The 18,450-nt window shown below is 70.7% G+C and carries 19 protein-coding genes; 17 read left to right on the top strand and 2 right to left on the bottom strand.

The annotated features are described in order from the left end of the window. Positions 1–3: 3 nt before the first annotated feature. Positions 4–837, top strand: coding sequence for a type I methionyl aminopeptidase (gene map / locus IFT36_RS03040; protein ID WP_123571286.1), 834 nt, complete (start codon positions 4–6; stop codon positions 835–837). A gap of 49 nt (positions 838–886) precedes the next feature. Here the strand turns inward: map and IFT36_RS03035 are convergent, their stop codons facing one another. Next, the gene (locus IFT36_RS03035) at positions 887–2,164 is read right to left on the bottom strand and encodes an LCP family protein (RefSeq protein ID WP_082460059.1); all 1,278 of its coding nucleotides are present in this window, start codon (positions 2,162–2,164) and stop codon (positions 887–889) included. 218 nt (positions 2,165–2,382) lie between these two features. Here IFT36_RS03035 and infA point away from each other — a divergent pair, with 218 nt between their 5' ends. The 11 genes from infA to glmM all read left to right on the top strand — a co-directional run bounded on the left by infA (position 2,383) and on the right by glmM (position 12,117). Next, the gene (gene infA, locus IFT36_RS03030; RefSeq protein ID WP_043593329.1) at positions 2,383–2,604 is read left to right on the top strand and encodes a translation initiation factor IF-1; all 222 of its coding nucleotides are present in this window, start codon (positions 2,383–2,385) and stop codon (positions 2,602–2,604) included. 68 nt (positions 2,605–2,672) lie between these two features. Beyond that, positions 2,673–2,789, top strand: a complete 117-nt coding sequence (gene rpmJ / locus IFT36_RS03025) for a 50S ribosomal protein L36 (protein WP_043593327.1) — start codon at positions 2,673–2,675, stop codon at positions 2,787–2,789. Between the two features lie 190 nt (positions 2,790–2,979). After that, complete coding sequence (gene rpsM, locus IFT36_RS03020; protein ID WP_043593325.1) at positions 2,980–3,354, top strand: 30S ribosomal protein S13; 375 nt, start codon at positions 2,980–2,982, stop codon at positions 3,352–3,354. 45 nt (positions 3,355–3,399) lie between these two features. Then, entirely contained in the window at positions 3,400–3,798 is a 399-nt protein-coding gene (rpsK, locus tag IFT36_RS03015; protein ID WP_043593323.1) for a 30S ribosomal protein S11, read from the top strand. 190 nt (positions 3,799–3,988) lie between these two features. Further along, a complete protein-coding gene (locus IFT36_RS03010; protein ID WP_200412385.1) occupies positions 3,989–4,984 on the top strand; it encodes a DNA-directed RNA polymerase subunit alpha in 996 nt (331 codons plus the stop codon). A 48-nt stretch (positions 4,985–5,032) separates the two neighbouring features. Then, positions 5,033–5,599: a 50S ribosomal protein L17 gene (gene rplQ / locus IFT36_RS03005; protein WP_200412384.1), complete on the top strand. Its 567-nt coding sequence runs from the start codon at positions 5,033–5,035 to the stop codon at positions 5,597–5,599. A 197-nt stretch (positions 5,600–5,796) separates the two neighbouring features. After that, a complete protein-coding gene (locus IFT36_RS03000; RefSeq protein WP_249408439.1) occupies positions 5,797–8,556 on the top strand; it encodes an ExeM/NucH family extracellular endonuclease in 2,760 nt (919 codons plus the stop codon). Positions 8,557–8,668: 112 nt separating this feature from the next. Further along, complete coding sequence (locus IFT36_RS02995; RefSeq protein WP_307785011.1) at positions 8,669–9,568, top strand: tRNA pseudouridine synthase A; 900 nt, start codon at positions 8,669–8,671, stop codon at positions 9,566–9,568. Between the two features lie 195 nt (positions 9,569–9,763). Then, positions 9,764–10,210 (top strand): 50S ribosomal protein L13, encoded by a 447-nt coding sequence (rplM, locus tag IFT36_RS02990; protein WP_043593314.1) that lies wholly within the window; start codon positions 9,764–9,766, stop codon positions 10,208–10,210. 32 nt (positions 10,211–10,242) lie between these two features. Next, positions 10,243–10,728, top strand: coding sequence for a 30S ribosomal protein S9 (gene rpsI, locus IFT36_RS02985; protein ID WP_082059799.1), 486 nt, complete (start codon positions 10,243–10,245; stop codon positions 10,726–10,728). 27 nt (positions 10,729–10,755) lie between these two features. After that, a complete protein-coding gene (gene glmM, locus IFT36_RS02980) occupies positions 10,756–12,117 on the top strand; it encodes a phosphoglucosamine mutase (protein ID WP_123571285.1) in 1,362 nt (453 codons plus the stop codon). A 143-nt stretch (positions 12,118–12,260) separates the two neighbouring features. Here glmM and coaA read toward each other — a convergent pair whose 3' ends face one another. Beyond that, positions 12,261–13,217: a type I pantothenate kinase gene (coaA, locus tag IFT36_RS02975; protein ID WP_123571284.1), complete on the bottom strand. Its 957-nt coding sequence runs from the start codon at positions 13,215–13,217 to the stop codon at positions 12,261–12,263. Positions 13,218–13,300: 83 nt separating this feature from the next. On the opposite strand from coaA, the gene glmS reads away from it, so the two are divergent. From glmS to tsaE, 5 genes are read left to right on the top strand one after another with little or no spacing between them, the layout of a single operon-like run. Further along, positions 13,301–15,154 (top strand): glutamine--fructose-6-phosphate transaminase (isomerizing), encoded by a 1,854-nt coding sequence (glmS, locus tag IFT36_RS02970; RefSeq protein WP_200412383.1) that lies wholly within the window; start codon positions 13,301–13,303, stop codon positions 15,152–15,154. A 41-nt stretch (positions 15,155–15,195) separates the two neighbouring features. Next, positions 15,196–15,615 (top strand): holo-ACP synthase, encoded by a 420-nt coding sequence (locus IFT36_RS02965; protein ID WP_056043525.1) that lies wholly within the window; start codon positions 15,196–15,198, stop codon positions 15,613–15,615. After that, a complete protein-coding gene (alr, locus tag IFT36_RS02960; RefSeq protein ID WP_159827797.1) occupies positions 15,612–16,703 on the top strand; it encodes an alanine racemase in 1,092 nt (363 codons plus the stop codon). The genes IFT36_RS02965 and alr (IFT36_RS02960) overlap by 4 nt, the downstream gene beginning before the upstream one ends. Continuing rightward, positions 16,700–17,836, top strand: a complete 1,137-nt coding sequence (gene alr / locus IFT36_RS02955; protein ID WP_200412382.1) for an alanine racemase — start codon at positions 16,700–16,702, stop codon at positions 17,834–17,836. Before alr (IFT36_RS02960) ends, alr (IFT36_RS02955) begins: the two co-directional genes overlap by 4 nt. Continuing rightward, positions 17,833–18,396, top strand: a complete 564-nt coding sequence (tsaE, locus tag IFT36_RS02950; protein ID WP_374058370.1) for a tRNA (adenosine(37)-N6)-threonylcarbamoyltransferase complex ATPase subunit type 1 TsaE — start codon at positions 17,833–17,835, stop codon at positions 18,394–18,396. Before alr (IFT36_RS02955) ends, tsaE begins: the two co-directional genes overlap by 4 nt. Positions 18,397–18,450 lie beyond the last annotated feature (54 nt).

The following is an 18,450-nucleotide window of genomic DNA, read 5'->3' as shown; positions in this document are numbered from 1 at the left end:
CTCGTGGCGTTCCGCCGCTCCGGCATCTACAAGACGGCCGACGAACTCAGACGTCTGGTCGCGCCGGGGCTGTTGACGGCCGCGTCGCTCGACGCCGTCCAGTCCGCCGTTCGTCCCGGCGTGTCCACGCTCGAACTCGACGCCGTCGCCGAAGCCGTCATCCGAGACGGTGGGGGAGAACCCAACTTCATGTTGGTGCCCGGCTACCGTCACACGGTGTGTGCGTCGGTCGGTGACGAGGTCGTGCACGGCATCCCCGGTTCGCGCGTGCTGGCGGCGGGGGACCTCGTCTCCGTCGACAGCGGAGCGCAACTCGACGGCTGGAACGGCGACAGCGCACGGAGTTTCGTCCTGGACGATGCCGACCGCCCTGACGTGGTGGCCGAGCGTCGTCGGTTGAACGAGGTCACCGAGCAGTCCCTCTGGCACGGCATCGCCGCGCTGGCGTCAGCCTCGCACCTCAACGAGGTGGGGGGCGCCATCGAGGACTACATCGACGGGCAGGGCGACTTCGGCATCATCGAGGACTACACCGGCCACGGCATCGGTCGTTCGATGCACGAGGACCCGCCGGTGTTCAACTACCGCGTCCGCGGACGTGGCCCCGCCGTCCGGCCCGGCCTCGTGATCGCCATCGAGCCCATGGTCACGTCGGGCGGAATCGACACCGTGACCCACGACGACGGGTGGACCGTCAGCACGCGCGACGGCTCGATGGCCGCGCACTGGGAGCACTCGATCGCGGTGCACGACGGCGGCATCTGGGTGCTCACGGCACAGGACGGCGGCGCTGCGGGTCTGTCTCCGCTGGGAGTGACACCCGTCCCGATCGCCTGACCCGCGCCTCCTCGGCTCACGCCGACGACGCGAGGAGGCGCGGTGCGGCTCAGCGGGACGAGCCGACGCTGCAGGTGGCCTCGGCCGCCGACTGGCCCGTGATGGTCGAGGGCAGCGTGGTCGTCGGCGCCTCCGTCGCAGCCGGGGCGGCCGGCACGGAGGACTCCGACGTCGTGTCGGACGGCGTCGACGTCTCGCTCGGTGCGGCGGGGGGCGTGGTCGCGACCGGGGCCGTTCCGTCCGAGACGGAGCCACGTCCGGCGCTGTCGTCGCCGAGGGTGAACTTCTGGTCGGCGTTCAGGGCGGCGTTCAGGGCGGCGGCGTCGGTCGTGGACTGCACCACCCTGTTCGGGTCCCGCGGATCGTCGACGACCGGGTACTGGACGAAGACGATCCCCGCGGGCTGGATGTCCTTCAGCGCGAGGGCCAGGCGCACGAGCGTGTCGGGGGAGTCGAGGGTGGACGACAACGTCATGTTGCTCAGGGCGGCCGACGCGAGTTTGTAGAGAGTCGTCACGTCACCGAGGGTGCCGCCCGAGATGATCTTGCGCATCATCGACGACAGGAAGACCTGCTGCGAGCTGATGCGCGCGATATCGCTCCCGTCGCCGACGCCGTGTCGGGTCCGCAAGAAGGCGAGGGCCTCGGCGCCCTGCAGGGTGTGGGTGCCCGCGGTCAGGTCGATGCCCGAGTCGGTGTCCCGGATCGTCCGCGTGACGCACACGTCGACGCCACCGATGGCGTTGGACATCTCGATGACGCCGTCGAAGGTGATCTTGCCGGCGTAGGGGATCGCCAGTCCGGTCATGCCCTCGACCGTCTTGACGGTGCACGAGAGGCCACCGCGTCCGAGGGTCGTGTTGAACTGCACGTAGTCCTCGGCCGGGTACACCTGGCCGTCGTCGCCGACGCATTCGGGTACGTCGATCATCAGGTCGCGGGGGAAGCTCACGGCCGTCAGCTGGGTGTGGTCCGCCGAGAGGTGGGCCAGGATCGTCACGTCGTTGCGGATGCCGTCGACCTCGCCGGCGTCGACCTGGCTGCCGTCGTCGCGTTCGTCGCTGCCCACCAGCAGGATGTTGGCGCCGCCCTGGATGGCCGAGATGTCGACCCCGGCGACCTCGTCCTCGTTGCCGAGAGAGACCGTCTGCACGCCCGAGGTCGCGGAGCGGACCGCGATGGCCGCGACGGACACGCCGCTCACGAGCACGACGGCCATCGTCCCGGCGACGAGCCCCAGGAGCATGCGGACGGGGCCGCGGCGGCGGAGTCGGCCGTGACGAGCGACCCCTCGAGGGGAGGAGGGGGTGGTCGAGCGGTCAGGCATGGTGCTCCCGGCAGTCGTGACGCGTACCCGACGAGACGACGGCCGAGGTGGGCGGCAGAGGTCGGCGGGTGCTCCGGCGTGTCGGGTTGACCAGCCGGGTTGCTGAACTATACCGGCATCACCTAGGATCGACCTTTGGTGTTCCGTGTGCGTTTCTGCGCGCCTGGGCATCGCATCCCCGCACGACCAACACCCCTATTCTTAGCGACAGTGAGGCTATGGCCAAAAAAGACGGTGTCATCGAAATCGAAGGCGCAGTGATCGAAGCTCTGCCCAACGCGATGTTCCGCGTTGAGTTGACCAACGGACACAGGGTCCTCGCGCACATCTCCGGCAAGATGCGGCAGCACTACATCCGCATCCTGCCCGAAGACCGTGTGATCGTGGAGCTCAGCCCCTACGACCTGACCCGCGGCCGGATCGTCTACCGCTACAAGTAGGGCGTGCTGGAAAGGAACGGCCCCACGCACCCGTGGGGCACGAAGCCAGCGAGATCAAGGAATCAGCAATGAAGGTCAACCCCAGCGTCAAGCCCATCTGCGAGCACTGCAAGGTCATCCGCCGCAAGGGCAACGTCATGGTCATCTGCAAGAGCAACCCGCGCCACAAGCAGCGTCAGGGCTGACTCGTCCGTCGCTCCGGCGACGTGCCGATGCCGACCCGGCCGAGCCGGGTCACACAGCAACACCCTCCCAGCAGCACCAGAACTCGTCACGGAAGCCCGACAGGGTGGTCGGAGGCGGGGGACACCCCGGGTCGGAGGCCCGGGCACCGGTGCTGTGACAGACCTCCACCATCTCTGAAAAGAGGCCATCATGGCACGTCTAGCAGGCGTTGACATCCCGCGCGACAAGCGCGTCGAAGTCGCACTGACCTACATCTACGGAGTCGGCCGCACCAGCGCGCTCAAGACTCTCGCCGAGACCGAGATCGACGGCAACATCCGCGTCAAGGACCTCACGGACGACCAGCTCGTCCTGCTCCGCGACTACATCGAGGGCAACTACAAGGTCGAGGGTGACCTCCGCCGCGAGGTGGCCGCCGACATCCGCCGCAAGGTCGAGATCGGTAGCTACGAGGGCATCCGCCACCGCCGCGGCCTCCCCGTCCGCGGCCAGCGCACCAAGACGAACGCTCGTACCCGCAAGGGCCCGAAGCGCACCGTCGCCGGCAAGAAGAAGGCTCGATAGGCCTCGGCTCCCGCCGTACGCCCCTCAAGGTTGTAGGAGAAAAAATTGGCAGCACCGAAGACGGCCGCGCGTAAGCCCCGCCGCAAAGAGAAGAAGAACGTCGCCGTGGGCCAGGCCCACATCAAGAGCACGTTCAACAACACGATCGTCTCGATCACCGACCCCTCGGGCGCCGTCCTGAGCTGGGCCTCGTCCGGCGCCGTCGGCTTCAAGGGCTCGCGCAAGTCGACCCCGTTCGCCGCGCAGCTCGCCGCCGAGTCCGCCGCCCGCCAGGCGCAGGAGCACGGTGTCAAGAAGGTCGACGTCTTCGTCAAGGGCCCGGGTTCGGGTCGCGAGACGGCGATCCGCTCGCTCCAGGCCGCAGGCCTCGAGGTCGGTTCGATCAACGACGTCACCCCCCAGGCGCACAACGGCTGCCGCCCGCCGAAGCGTCGTCGCGTCTAACTGAGTTACCGCCCGCCGTGCCCGACGGGCCCCGTCACCGGGGTCCGTCGGGTACGGCGGGCTCCCCCGCGTCAGCACCGCCTCCCGCGTGTTCGCCCGAGGCGCCCACAACTCAACAGACCCGACGGGCCAGCCACCTGTCGTACCGCCAAGAGTCATATAGCGGACTCTTCGCCGAAAGGATTAAACAGTGCTCATTGCACAGCGCCCCACCCTCACCGAGGAGAACATCTCGGAGTTCCGCTCCCGCTTCGTGATCGAGCCCCTCGAGCCAGGCTTCGGTTACACCCTCGGCAACTCGCTGCGCCGCACGCTTCTCTCGTCGATCCCCGGCGCTGCTGTCACCAGCATCCGCATCGACGGTGTGCTGCACGAGTTCACGACCGTCCCCGGAGTGAAAGAGGACGTCACCGAGGTCATCCTCAACATCAAGCAGCTGGTCGTCGCCAGCGAGCACGACGAGCCCATCACGGCCTACCTGCGCAAGCAGGGTGCGGGTCAGGTCACGGCCGCCGACATCTCGGCTCCGGCCGGCGTCGAGATCCACAACCCCGAGCTCGTCATCGCCACACTGAACGACAAGGCGAAGTTCGAGCTCGAGCTCACGATCGAGCGTGGCCGTGGTTACGTGTCGGCCGTGCAGAACCGCAGCGAGTTCAGCGAAGCCGGTCAGATCCCGATCGACTCGATCTACTCGCCCGTGCTCAAGGTCACCTACCGCGTCGAGGCGACGCGTGCCGGTGAGCGCACCGACTTCGACCGCCTGGTCGTCGACGTCGAGTCGAGGCCGTCGATCTCGCCCCGTGACGCCATCGCCTCGGCCGGTCGCACGCTGACCGAGCTGTTCGGCCTCGCCCGCGAGCTGAACACCGCCGCCGAGGGCATCGAGATCGGCCCCGCGCCGGTCGACGCCGTCCTGTCGAGCGAGCTGCAGACCCCGATCGAGGACCTCGACCTGTCGGTCCGCAGCTACAACTGCCTGAAGCGCGAGGGCATCAACACGGTGTCCGAGCTGGTCGCCCTGTCCGAGACCCAGTTGATGAACATCCGCAACTTCGGTCAGAAGTCGGTCGACGAGGTGAAGGACAAGCTCGTCGAGCTCGGCCTCTCGCTCAAGGACACGGTCCCCGGGTTCGACGGAGCCCACTTCTACAGCGGTTACGACGAAGAAGAGACCACCAACTAGGTCTCTCCGCCCGACGCCCTCCACTCTCGACTCACTTAGGAACAGACAATGCCCAAGCCCACCAAGGGACCCCGCCTCGGAGGCGGCCCGGCGCACGAGCGCCTCATGCTGGCCAACCTGGCCGCCTCGCTCTTCGAGCACAAGACGATCAAGACGACCGAGACCAAGGCCAAGCGCCTCCGTCCCGTCGCCGAGCGTCTCGTGACCTTCGCGAAGCGTGGCGACCTGCACTCGCGTCGTCGCGCCATGCAGACCCTGCGCAACAACAAAGAGGCCGCCCACATCCTCTTCACCGAGATCGCCCCGCTGGTCGAGAACCGTGACGGCGGCTACACCCGCATCACGAAGCTCGGCTTCCGCAAGGGTGACAACGCGTCGATGGTGTCGATCGAGCTCGTCCTCGAGCCCGTGAGCCCCAAGGTCAAGAACTCGACGACCACCGCCGCGGCGGCTCCGGTCGCCGAGCCCGTCGCCGAGGAGCCCACCGAGGCTCCCGTCGACGAGACCGAGACCGTCGAGGAGTCGGCTCCCGTCGAGACCGAGACCGAGACGGCTGCCGCCGACGAGGTCGAGGCCGACGCTGCTGCGAAGTCGGACGACGAAGCAGCCAAGTAGTCCCACCAGCACCACTCGGAGGGCCCGTCACCGCGAGGTGACGGGCCCTTCGTCGTGCAGGGAGCAGGAGGGGTCCGCACAAGTGAGGACTGGCCCCCCGGGCGGGGGTCGTTTACCTTGGCGATTGTTCTGCGACACCTGTGGTGCACCTGTGCCGCCTACGGTGACCGGAGCCCGACCCGATCACGAAGGACGTCATGTCGCCACGCCCCCGCCCACTCAAGGCCCTCGCCCTCACGACGGGCATGGCCCTCGCGCTCGGGCTCGCCCCTCTCGCGACCGCCGCGCCCGCCCTCGCCGCGCCCGACGGCTCGTCGGTGGTCATCAACGAGGCCTACCTCAAGGGAGGCAGCGCCAACGCTCCCTTCAACCGCAAGTTCGTCGAGCTGTACAACCCCACGACGGCGTCGGTGTCGCTGGCCGGCTGGTCCCTGCAGTACCGCTCGGCGACGGGCGCCGGGCAGTTCTCCGCCGCCGAACTCGCCGGCACCATCGCGGCCGGTGGCTACTTCCTCGTGGCGATCCCGGGCAACGGCACCACGGGCGCCGACCTGCCCGCCCCCGACGCGAGTGCCTCGCTCAACCCGAGCGGCACCACGGGAACGGTCCTGTTGTCGAACGGCGCCGAGCCGTTGACGCTCGCACCCGGTTCGATCCCCGCCGGGACGCCGGGCGTGGTCGACCTGCTCGGCTACGGCGCCTCGAACACCTTCGAGACGACCGTCGCTCCCGTGACCGGAACGAACCCGACGCCCAACTCGTTGGCCCGCACCGCTGGTGTGGACACCGACGTCAACGCGGCCGACTTCTCGACGCAGACCACCGTCACCCCGCAGAACTCCGGCGGCACGGGCACCGAGCCCGGTCCGGAGCCCGAGCCGCAGCCCGAGCCGACCCCCGAGGCCGACGTGACGGTCGCCCAGATCCAGGGTGCGACCGGCACGAGCCCTCTCGTCGGTCGCACGGTGACCACGCGGGGCGTCGTCACGGCCACCTACCCCACGGGCGGCCTCGACGGCTACGTCATCCAGACCCCGGGCACCGGTGGCGCACTCGACCTGGCGACGCACGTCGCGTCGGACGCGCTGTTCGTGTACTCCGCGAGCACCGCCTCCTCGGTCGCCGTCGGCGACTACGTCGAGGTCGACGGGACCGTCACCGAGTTCTTCGGCCTGACGCAGATCACCGTCACCGGTGCGGCGTCGCTCCGGGCGCTCGACGCCTCGAGCGTGGTGGCGCCGCGGGCGGCGACCGTCGGCCTGCCCGCCACCGACGCCCAGCGCGAGACGCTCGAGAGCATGCTCGTGCTGCCTCAGGGCGAGTTCACCGTCGCGGACACCTACACGACGAACCAGTACGGCGAGGTCAAGCTCGCCTCGGGTGACCGGCCGCTGATCCAGCCCACCGAGGTCGCCCGACCGGGTTCGCCCGGCTACGCGGCGGTGGTCGCCGACAACGCGGCCCGTGCAGTGACCCTCGACGACGGTGCCACGACGAACTTCTTCACCGCGGCCAACCAGTCGATCCCGCTGCCCTACCTCTCGAACGAGAACCCCGTCACGGTGGGCGCCTCGGTCGCCTTCACGAAGCCGGTCGTGTTCGACTTCCGCAACTCGGCCTGGAAGTACCAGCCGACCGCCCGCCTCACGGGCGACACGGCCTACGGCGACCTGCCCGTCACGTTCGAGGACATCCGGACCGACGCCCCGCGCGAGGTGGGAGGCGACCTGAAGCTCGCCAGCTTCAACGTGCTCAACTACTTCACGACGACGGGCGACCAGCTGCGCGGCTGCACGTTCTACACGGACCGCGCGGGTGCGCCGGTGACGGTGAACAGCGGCTGCGACGCTCGTGGTGCCGCGAACGCCGAGAACCTCGCCCGCCAGCAGGTGAAGATCGTCACGGCGATCACCGCCCTGGGCGCCGACGTCGTGTCGCTCGAGGAGATCGAGAACTCGGCCCGCTTCGGCGAGGACCGCGACTCCGCACTCGCGACCCTGGTCGGGGCGCTCAACGCCGCGGCCGGCAGCGAGGTCTGGGACTACGCGCGCTCACCGGAGGCGCTGCCCGCCAACGAGGACGTCATCCGTCTGGCCTTCATCTACAAGAAGGCCGTCGCCGAGCCCGTCGGAGGGTCGACGATCCTGACCGGATCGGCCGCGTTCAGCAACGCCCGGCAGCCGCTCGCGCAGGCCTTCCGGCCCGTCGGCGGTGACGCCGGGTCGACCTTCGTCGCGATCGCGAACCACTTCAAGTCGAAGGGCAGTGGTTCGGGCCCGGACGCCGACCAGGGGGACGGTCAGGGCGGTTCGAACGGCTCGCGCGTCAACCAGGCGAACGCCCTGGTCGCCTTCGCCGCCGAGCGTGAGGCCGCTGCGGGGACCGACAAGGTGTTCCTGCTCGGCGACTTCAACGCCTACAGCCAGGAGGACCCGATCGAGGTGCTCCGCCAGGCCGGCTACGTCGACCTCGGCTCGACCGGGACCGACGAGTACAGCTACGTCTTCAGCGGTCTCAGCGGGTCCCTCGACCACGTGCTCGCCTCGCCCGCCGCGGCCGAGGCCGTCACGGGCGTGGACATCTGGAACATCAACTCGGGTGAGGGCATCGGCCTCGAGTACAGCCGCTTCAACTACAACGCCGAGCAGCTGTACCAGCCCGACCAGTTCCGCTCGAGCGACCACGACCCGGTCGTCGTCGGGGTGTCGCTGCTCGCCGCTCCCGTCGACCCCGCGCCTCCGGTGACCGACCCGGGCGCGACGCCCGGAGCCGGTCCGACCGTGCCGGGTGCCGGTCCCGGGGCGGTCACCCCGGGCACGACCGCACCGACCGCGGACGGCTCGCTCGCCTTCACGGGCTCCGCGCCCCTGGCCGGGTGGCTGGCGCTCGCCCTGGTGCTGATGGCGATGGGTGGCACGGTCCTCGTGGTCCGGCACCGCGCCTCCCGCATGGGCTAGGCGGAGGCGCCCGACGGCGGTCGTGACCCGGGTGACCTGGTCGCGGCCGCCGTCGTCGTCCGCCCACCCGACAGGCCGAGGAGGCGCGGTGTCGGCCCCGTAGGATCGTCGGGTGACGATCGACGCCCCGGCCCTGACGCGCCTCCGCCTCGGGGTGGCGTACGACGGCACCGGCTTCTCGGGCTGGAGCGAACAACCCGGCCGCCGCACGGTGCAGGGCGAGATCGAGGCCGCTCTGCAGACGCTCTTCCGTCGGCTGGGAGACGTGCCGACCGTGACCGTGGCGGGTCGCACCGACGCCGGCGTGCACGCGCGCGGGCAGGTGGTGCACCTCGACCTCACCGACGCCCAGATCGCCCAGCTGCAGAAGCCGCACCGCGGCATGCGCGACCAGTCCGCGCTCGACGCCCCGACCGTGCTGGCACGGCGGCTGAACGGGCTCGCGGGCGCGTCCGACGAGATCGTGATCTCGGGTGCGCGAGTCGCGCCTCCGGGTTTCCACGCCCGCTTCGGCGCCCTCTGGCGCCGGTACGAGTACCGCATCGCCGACCGGGGGGCCGAACGCGACCCGACGAGGCGCAGCCACACCCTCTGGTACGACCAACGCCTCGACCTCGAGCTCATGAACGCGACGGCGTCCGGCCTGCTCGGCCTGCACGACTGGGCCGCGTACTGCCGTCACCGCGACTACGCGACCACCATCCGCGAGCTGCAGGAGTTCTCGTGGAGGCGCGAGGCCGACGGCGTGCTCGTCGCCTCGGTGCAGGCCGACGCGTTCTGCCACAACCTCGTGCGCAACCTCGTGGGCGCCTGCGTGGCCGTCGGCGAGGGAGCGATGGAGGCGCATCGTGCGGTGGGCGTGCGGCGCGAGGCCCAGCGCAACGGCGAGTTCCGGGTCGTGCCCGCGCACGGTCTCACGATGGTCGAGGTCGGCTACCCGCCCGACGCCGAGATGGCCGCCCGGGTGGCCCTGACGCAGGTGAAGCGTTCGCACGACCAGCTGGGGGAGTGACTCCCCGGGGCGAGGCGGGCGATGGTTGACCGTCCGGCCCGTGTCGGGTAACGTGAACCCTTGGTGTCTGCGCAACTGCGCGCTTTCGCCCGAAGTTGAGCCCTCCACCTGACTCGTTCTCATCGCCTCTGCGGTGACAACGGCAACGGAGCGGGATTCACGAACCTCTCACCTCGACCAGAAAGCAGCACTACTGTGACGCGCACTTTCTCCCCCAAGCCGGCTGACGTTCAGCCGAACTGGCTGATCATCGACGCCAACGACGTCGTGCTCGGCCGCCTCGCGAGCCACGTGGCAGCCCTGCTGCGCGGCAAGCACAAGCCGACCTTCGCCCCCCACATGGACATGGGCGACTTCGTCATCGTCATCAACGCCGACAAGGTGGCCCTCACCGGCTCCAAGCTGGCCGAGAAGCTCTACTACCGTCACTCGGGTTACCCGGGCGGCATCACGGCCACCACGTACTCCGAGATGGTCGAGAAGCACCCCACCCGCGCGGTCGAGAAGGCCATCCGTGGCATGCTGCCGAAGAACTCGCTGGGCCGTGCCCAGATCAAGAAGCTGAAGGTGTACGCGGGTGCCGAGCACCCCCACGCTGCTCAGCAGCCCACGGTTTACACCCTCGACCAGGTCGCCCAGTAGCGTCCGCCTTCAGACTTAAGGACCCCCACACAGTGGCTCAGATCGCAGATTCCATCGACCAGGCTCCCGAGAGCTTCACCACCGAGAGCTCGGCCCCCGAGGCCGCCGCGACGCCCCGCCCCGTGCTGAGCGTCGGCGGTTCCGCCGTCGGTCGCCGCAAGGAGGCCATCGCTCGTGCGCGCCTCACGCCCGGCTCCGGCACGATCGTCGTGAACGGTCGCACCCTCGAGGACTACTTCCCCAACAAGCTGCACCAGCAGCTGATCAACGACCCGTTCAAGGTCCTCGACCTGCTCGGCTCGTACGACGTGGCCGTCAAGGTCACCGGTGGTGGCCCCTCGGGCCAGGCCGGTGCCCTCCGTCTCGCCATCGCCCGTGCGCTGAACGAGATCGACCGCGAGAACAACCGCGCCACGCTCAAGAAGGCCGGCTTCCTCACCCGTGACGCCCGCGTCATCGAGCGCAAGAAGGCCGGTCTCAAGAAGGCCCGCAAGGCCTCGCAGTTCTCGAAGCGCTAACCAGCACCACACAAGGCAGGTCTCGCGATGTCGCGTTTGTTCGGTACCGACGGTGTCAGAGGCCTCGCCAACCGTGAGCTGACCGCCGCGCTCGCCCTGGGGCTCTCCCAGGCGAGCGCGGTGGTGCTCACGAAGGGGCATCACGCCGATGCCCGTCGCGCCGAGGGGCGACGACCCGTCGCCGTCGTCGCGCGCGACCCCCGCATCTCCGGTGAGTTCCTCACCGCGGCCGTCTGTGCCGGGCTCGCCAGCTCGGGCGTCGACGTGCTCGACGCCGGAGTCATCCCGACCCCCGCCGCGGCCTTCCTGGTCGACGACATCGGCGCCGACTTCGGCGTGATGATCAGCGCCTCGCACAACGCCGCGCCCGACAACGGCATCAAGTTCTTCGCCTTCGGCGGCACCAAGCTCCCCGACGAGGTCGAAGACCGCATCGAGGCCGCCATGGCCGATCCGCAGTTGATGCCGATCGGTGGCGACGTGGGCCGCATCCGTCGGTTCGCCGACGCCGAGGACCGCTACGTGCTGCACCTGCTCGGCGCCCTGCCCAACCGACTCGACGGCATCCACGTCGTCCTCGACTGTGCCCACGGGGCCGCCTCGGCCGTCTCGCCCGAGGTGTTCACCGACGCCGGCGCGACGGTCACCCTGATCGGCGCCGATCCCGACGGCGTGAACATCAACGACGGCGTGGGGTCGACCCACCTCGACAACCTCGCGAGGGCCGTCCTCGAGCACGGGGCCGACGTCGGCATCGCGCACGACGGCGACGCCGACCGCTGCCTGGCCGTCGACGCCACCGGCGCCGTGGTCGACGGCGACCAGATCATGGCCATCATCGCCCTGGCGCAGAAAGAACGTGGCGCCCTCGTCGACGACACGCTCGTCGCGACGGTGATGAGCAACCTCGGCCTCATCCGTGCCATGGCCGAGCACGGCATCACGGTCCGCCAGACCAAGGTCGGCGACCGCTACGTGCTCGAGGACATGAACGAGCACGGCTTCACCCTCGGCGGCGAGCAGTCCGGCCACATCGTCTTCGCCGACTACGCCACCACCGGTGACGGCATCCTCACCGGTCTCTCGCTCGTGGCCCGCATGGCCGCGACCGGCAAGAGCCTGGCCGAGCTCGCCTCGGTCATGACGGTCTTCCCGCAGATCATGATCAACGTGCGCGACGTCGACCGCTCGCGAGCCGCGTCCGACGAGGGCGTGGCCGAGGCCGTCCGCCGGTTCGAGGCCGAGCTCGGCGACACCGGCCGCGTGCTGCTCCGCCCCTCGGGCACCGAGCCCGTGGTGCGCGTGATGGTCGAGGCCGCCGACCAACCGACCGCCGACCGCGTCGCCCACTCGCTGGCCGACGTCGTGCGCGAGCGACTCGCCCTCTGACCCGGGCGGCGGACGGGGCGCGACGTCCCGGTGACGTCACCCGCGCCTCCTGACCGGACGCGGCGCCCGACCGGACGCGGCGCCTGAGCCGACCCGGCGCCTGACCGGACGCGGCGCCTGAGCCGACCCGGCGTCGCCGCGGATCAGATCTTGCGCAGCAGGACCGAACTGACCTTGTGGTCGGCCGCCTTCCGCAGGACGAGCGTCGCCCGCGACCGGGTCGGCAACACGTTCTCGATCAGGTTGGGCTCGTTGACCGACTTCCAGATGCCCGAGGCGAACGACCGCGCCTCGGGTTCGCTCATGTCGGCGAAACGGTGGAAGAACGAGCGCTCCTGGGTGAACGCGCCCTTCTGCAGCGCGAGGAACCGTTCGACGAACCAGTTCTCGATGTCGCCGGTGCGGGCGTCGACGTAGACCGTGAAGTCGAACAGGTCGCTCAGGGCGAGCCGGCCGGCGACGGCGGGCTGCAGCACGTTCAAGCCCTCGACGATCAGGATGTCGGGCCGCCGCACGACGACCTCGGCGCTCGGCATGATGTCGTAGCTGGTGTGCGAGTAGAACGGCGCCCGCACTTCTTCGGCGCCGCTCTTGACCTGCGAGACGAACCGCAGCAGGTGGCGGCGGTCGTACGACTCGGGGAACCCCTTGCGGCTCATGATGCCGCGGCGTTCGAGTTCGGCGTTCGGGTAGAGGAACCCGTCGGTGGTCACCAACTCGACGCGGGGGGTGTCGTCCCAGCGGCTGAGCAGCTCCCGCAGGAGGCGCGCGACGGTCGACTTGCCGACGGCCACCGACCCGGCGACGCCGATCACGAAGGGCGTGCGCTGGGCCCGTTCGCCGAGGAAGTCGCTCGTGGCCCGGTGCAGGTTGCGGGCGCCGGCGGCGTAGAGGTTGAGGAGGCGGCTGAGCGGGACGTAGACGTCCTGCACCTCGCGCATGTCGAGGCGGTCGCCGAGGCCGCGCAGCTGGACGATCTCGGTCTCGGTCAGCGGCAGGCGCGTCGTCGGGGCCAGGTCGGCCCAGGCGTCGCGCCCGATCTCGACGAAGGGGCTCGCGTGCACGGCGGAGGGCGCGGTCGTCGGGTTGGCTTCGGCCATGCGCACGAGGCTACCGGTCCGGGGTCGACGCGAGTCGGCACGGCCCGCCGGGCTCTCGGACGGGAACCTCTAGGATCGACCCCATGTGTGGAATCGTGGGATACGTCGGAACGGGTGACAAGAGCATCGAGGTGCTGCTGGGCGGCCTCAAGCGACTCGAGTACCGCGGGTACGACTCGGCGGGAGTCGCCGTGATCGACGCCGCGGGCGACCTCGGCACCCGCAAGAAGGCCGGCAAGCTGCAGGTGCTCGTCGACGACCTCGAGGCGACGCCGCTCACCGACGGCACGACCGGCATCGGCCACACCCGGTGGGCGACCCACGGTGGCCCGACCGACGCGAACGCGCACCCCCACCTCGCGGACGACGGCAAGCTCGCCCTCATCCACAACGGCATCATCGAGAACTTCTCCGAGCTCAAGGCCGAGCTGCTCGCCGAGGGCGTCGAGTTCCTCAGCGAGACCGACTCCGAGGTCGCCGCGCACCTGGTGGCCCGGGCCTACCGTTCCTCCGGCGACCTGACCGAGGCCCTGCGCACGGTCGTCAACACCCTCGACGGCGCGTTCACGCTGCTCGTCGTGCACGCCGACCAGCCGGGCGTCGTCGTCGGCGCCCGCCGCAACTCGCCCCTCGTCATCGGCCTGGGCGACGGCGAGAACTTCCTCGGCAGCGACGTCGCGGCCTTCGTCGCCCACACCCGTCGGGCCATGTCGATCGGGCAGGACCAGCTCGTGACGATCCGTCCCGACTCGGTCGAGGTCGTCGACTTCTCCGGGGCGCCCGTCGAGACGACCGAGTTCGAGGTCGACTGGGACGCCTCGGCCGCCGAGAAGGGCGGCTGGTCCAGCTTCATGGCGAAAGAGATCAGCGAGGAGCCCGAGGCCGTGGCCAAGACGCTGCTCGGCCGCATCACCGCCGAGGGCGCCGTGACCCTGACCGAGCTCGACGGCGTGCGCGAGCGCCTCCTGACCGTCGACCGCGTCATCGTCATCGCCTGTGGCACCGCCGCCTACGCCGGCATCCTCGGCAAGTACGCCATCGAGCAGTGGGCCCGCATCCCCGTCGAGGTCGAGCTGGCGCACGAGTTCCGCTACCGCGACCCGGTCCTCGACGAGAAGACCCTCGTGGTGTCGATCAGCCAGTCGGGCGAGACGATGGACACCCTGATGGCCGTCAAGTACGCCCGAGAGCAGGGTGCCCAGGTGCTGTCGATCTGCAACACGCAGGGCTCGACGATCCCGCGCGAGTCCGACGCCGTGCTCTACACGCACGCGGGCCCCGAGGTCGCCGTCGCGTCGACCAAGGCGTTCGTCGCCCAGGGCACCGCGCTCTTCCTGCTGGGCCTGCACCTGGCGACCCTGCGCGGCACGCTCAGCGCCGAGGCCATCGCCGAGCAGGTCACCGACCTGCACGAGATCCCCGGCAAGATCGAGCAGGTGCTCGAGTCGTCCGAGCGCATCAAGACCCTCGCCGGCTGGATGGCCGACACCCGGTCGGTGCTGTTCCTCGGGCGTCACGTGGGCTACCCCATCGCCCTCGAGGGTGCGCTCAAGCTGAAAGAACTCGCCTACATCCACGCCGAGGGCTTCGCCGCCGGCGAGCTCAAGCACGGCCCGATCGCCCTGATCGAGCCCGGTCAGATCGTCTTCGTCGTCGTCCCCAGCCCGCGCGACCCGCGGTCGTTGCACCCCAAGGTCGTCTCGAACATCCAAGAGATCCGCGCGCGCGGCGCCCGCGTCATCGCGATCGCCGAAGAGGGCGACGCCGCGGTGCTGCCCTTCGCCGACGAGGTGCTGCACATCCCGCTGGCGGCCCCGCTCTTCGAGCCCCTGCTGTCGGTCGTGCCGCTGCACATCTTCGGCATGGAGCTCGCCGCCGCCAAGGGCCTCGACGTCGACCAGCCGCGCAACCTGGCCAAGTCGGTCACCGTCGAGTAGCGGGTCGTGCAGCCGGGGCAGGGCGTCAGGCGGGTGAGGACGTGATCGTGGGCATCGGCGTCGACGTCGTCGACCTCGGACGCTTCGACCGCTCGATCGAGCGCACGCCGGCGCTCGCCACGCGTCTGTTCCGAGCCGACGAGCTCGTCCTCCGGGACGGCAGCCCCCGCGGGCGCCCGTCGCTCGCGGCCCGCTTCGCCGCCAAGGAGGCGCTGATCAAGTCCCTGGGCGGCTCCACCGGGGTGCGCTGGCACGACGTCGTGGTCGTCTCCGACGACCAGGGAGCCCCGTCGCTCGTGCTCAGCGGGGGAGCGCGGTCGCTCGCCGACTCGCGAGGCGTCTCGCGCCTCCATCTGTCGCTCAGCCACGACGGCGGGGTGGCGGTCGCGTACGTCGTCGCCGAGGGCGACGGCCGGGCCCCCGTCGACCACGACGCACACCACGAAGGGGCGGACCGATGACCCACGACGTCACCATCACCGTCGACACGGCCGCGTTGCGCCACAACGTCGAGGTCCTCCGGGCCGCCGTCGCGCCGTCGGCCGTCATGGCCGTGGTCAAGGCGAACGCCTACGGCCACGGTGCCGTCGAGTGCGCCCGGGCCTTCGTCGAGGCCGGCGTCGACTGGCTCGGGGTGGCCGACCTGACCGAGGCCGTGGCCCTGCGTCGAGCCGGTGTCGAGGCGCCGGTGCTCGCGTGGCTGCACGCTCCCGACGAGGACTTCGTCGAGGCCGCGGCGCTCGGCATCACCCCCGCGGTGTCGAGCGTCGACCAGCTCGAGGCGGCCGTGGCGGCCGGCGTCCGCGCGGTCCACCTGGCGATCGACACGGGTCTGAGCCGCAACGGGGCCGTCGAGTCCGAGTGGCCCGAGCTGTTCGACCGCGCGGCCGACCACGACGCCGTCGTGCCGGTCGAGGGCCTCATGACCCACGTGTCGAACGCGTCGTCCGAGGACGACGGCCTGCAGACGGCCCGCTTCGCCCGGGCGTCCGCGATGCTCGACGAGCGGGGGGTGCGGCCGCCCCTGCTGCACGTGGCCGCCTCGGCGGCGGCGCTCGACTACGTGGGGACACGAGCCACGATGGTGCGCTTCGGCCTCGCGAGCTACGGGCTGAGCCCGTACGCCGACCGCACGTCCGCCGAGCTCGGCCTGCGCCCGGCCATGACCGTCACGGCGCCGGTGACCACCGTCAAGCGCATCCCGGCGGGCGAGGGCGTGTCGTACGGCTACCTCTTCCGTCCCGAGCGCGACACGTCGATCGCCATCGTGCCGGTCGGGTACGCGGACGGCATCGACCGGGCCGCGAGCGAGCGCGCCTCCGTCACGATCGGTCGGCGCACCTACCGCGTCCGGGGGCGCATCGCCATGAACGCCCTCGTGATCGACGTGGGCGACGACCCCGTCGAGATCGGCGACGAGGTCGTGCTCTTCGGCGACCCGGCGCTGGGTCGGCAGTCCGCCGCCGACTGGGCCGAGGCGATGGGCGGCATCACCTACGAGGTCGTCGCCTGCCTGGCCGCCGGCCTCACCCGGAGGTACACCGCATGAGCGCCGCGACGTCCCTGCGACGGGCCACGGTCGACCTGGCCGCGTACCGGGCGAACCTCGAGTCGTTGATCGCCCGTCTCGACCCGGTCGACATCCTGGCGATCGTCAAGGCCGACGCCTACTCCCACGGCGCCCCCGTGCTCGTGCCCGAGGCCGTGGCGGCGGGCATCCGCTGGTTCGGCACGGTCGAACTCGCGCCGGCCCTCGAGATGCGACGGCTGGGCATCGGCGGCGACGCCTCGTTCTTCGCCTGGCAGCTCAGCCCGTCCGACGACCTCGAGGCGGCCGTCGACCTGCGGGTCGACCTGGGGGTGTCGACCTTCGACCAGCTCGACGCCGTCGCGGCGGTCGCACGGGCCCGCGGCGGTGTCGCCCTCGTCCACCTGACGATCGACACGGGCCTGCACCGCGAGGGGTGCCTGCCCTCGGACTGGCCGGCCTTCGTCGCCCGTGCCGTCGAGTTGCGCGACGAGGGGGTGGTCCGCCTGCGCGGCATCTTCTCGCACGTCAGCGAGACGAGCGAGGCCGACGACCAGGCCGCGGCCCGCGTGTTCGAGCAGGCCGTGGCCGAGGCCGAGGCGCTCGGGGCCACCGTCGAGAAGCGGCACATGTCGTCGAGCTCGGCCGCACTCGAACACCCCGAACGACGCTTCGACATGGTGCGCATGGGGTCGAACGGCCTGGGCATCCCCGTGACCGAGGGCGTCACCGCCGCCGACCGGGGACTGCGGCAGGTGCTCACGCTGAGCGCGTCCGTGGTCAAGGTCAAGCGCGTCGCCGCGGGCACCGGCGTCTCGTACGACTACACGTTCCGTGCTCCGTCCGACACGACGCTCGCGCTCGTGCCCCTGGGGTACGCCGACGGCGTCAGCCGGCGGGCGCAGGGCACCGTGCACGTCGTCGTGAACGGCGCGCCCCGCCCGATCGTGGGCCGGGTCGCGATGGACCAGTTCCTGGTCGACATGGGCGACGACCCCGTCGCGGTCGGTGACGAGGTCGTGTTGTTCGGGCCGGGCGACCAGGGCGAGATGACCATCGGCGAGTGGGCCGACGCCACCGACACGATCCCCGAAGAGGTCGCCTGCCGCGTCGGAGCCCGGGTGCCCCGCGTCTACGTCGGCGGACGGCCGTGACCGTCCAGGGCGACCCCGTCGAGTTGACCGTCGCCGACGCCGACGCCATGGAGGCGCTGGGGCGTCGGATGGCCGGGTCGCTGCGGGCGGGTGACCTGCTGGTGTTGACCGGACCGCTCGGCGCCGGCAAGACGACCTTCACGCGCGGCCTCGGCGAGGGGCTCCAGGTGCGCGGCCAGGTGGCGAGCCCGACGTTCGTCCTGGCGCGCACGCACCCGACCGCGTCGGGCACGCCCCTGGTGCACGTGGACGCGTACCGGCTGTCGGGCGAGGCCGAGCTCGACGACCTGGACCTCGACTTCGAGGGCTCGATCGTCGTGGTCGAGTGGGGAGCCGGGCTGCTGGACGGCGTCGCCGAGTCGTGGCTCGACATCGTCATCGAGCGTCCGACCGGGGCGGCCGAGGCGCCGGCCGTCGACGTATCGGACGACGGGTCGGCGGGGCACGGGCCGGACGACGAGCAGGAGGCGCCCGCTCCCGAGGTGCTGGACGAGCCGAGACGCGTGACGATCACGCCGCACGGCACCCGCTGGGCCGACACGGCCCTGCTCGCCGACTGACCGTCGCGGGCACGGGCACCCCCTCCGGGGGTCGTGAGGACCTCTCTGCTCCGG

The sequence above is a fragment of the Frigoribacterium sp. CFBP 13605 genome, from assembly GCF_014839405.1.
In the GTDB taxonomy this organism is placed as follows: domain Bacteria; phylum Actinomycetota; class Actinomycetes; order Actinomycetales; family Microbacteriaceae; genus Frigoribacterium.
This window is presented reverse-complemented; position numbering and strand designations above follow the sequence as displayed.

What these genes read in the sequence shown, in the direction of transcription:
- IFT36_RS03035 (WP_082460059.1), bottom strand. Translation starts at nt 2,164, where the DNA reads ATGCCTGACCGCTCGACCACCCCCTCCTCCCCTCGAGGGGTCGCTCGT.
- infA (WP_043593329.1), top strand. Translation starts at nt 2,383, where the DNA reads ATGGCCAAAAAAGACGGTGTCATCGAAATCGAAGGCGCAGTGATCGAA.
- rpmJ (WP_043593327.1), top strand. Translation starts at nt 2,673, where the DNA reads ATGAAGGTCAACCCCAGCGTCAAGCCCATCTGCGAGCACTGCAAGGTC.
- rpsM (WP_043593325.1), top strand. Translation starts at nt 2,980, where the DNA reads ATGGCACGTCTAGCAGGCGTTGACATCCCGCGCGACAAGCGCGTCGAA.
- rplQ (WP_200412384.1), top strand. Translation starts at nt 5,033, where the DNA reads ATGCCCAAGCCCACCAAGGGACCCCGCCTCGGAGGCGGCCCGGCGCAC.
- IFT36_RS03000 (WP_249408439.1), top strand. Translation starts at nt 5,797, where the DNA reads ATGTCGCCACGCCCCCGCCCACTCAAGGCCCTCGCCCTCACGACGGGC.
- glmM (WP_123571285.1), top strand. Translation starts at nt 10,756, where the DNA reads ATGTCGCGTTTGTTCGGTACCGACGGTGTCAGAGGCCTCGCCAACCGT.
- coaA (WP_123571284.1), bottom strand. Translation starts at nt 13,217, where the DNA reads ATGGCCGAAGCCAACCCGACGACCGCGCCCTCCGCCGTGCACGCGAGC.
- glmS (WP_200412383.1), top strand. Translation starts at nt 13,301, where the DNA reads ATGTGTGGAATCGTGGGATACGTCGGAACGGGTGACAAGAGCATCGAG.
- alr (WP_159827797.1), top strand. Translation starts at nt 15,612, where the DNA reads ATGACCCACGACGTCACCATCACCGTCGACACGGCCGCGTTGCGCCAC.
- alr (WP_200412382.1), top strand. Translation starts at nt 16,700, where the DNA reads ATGAGCGCCGCGACGTCCCTGCGACGGGCCACGGTCGACCTGGCCGCG.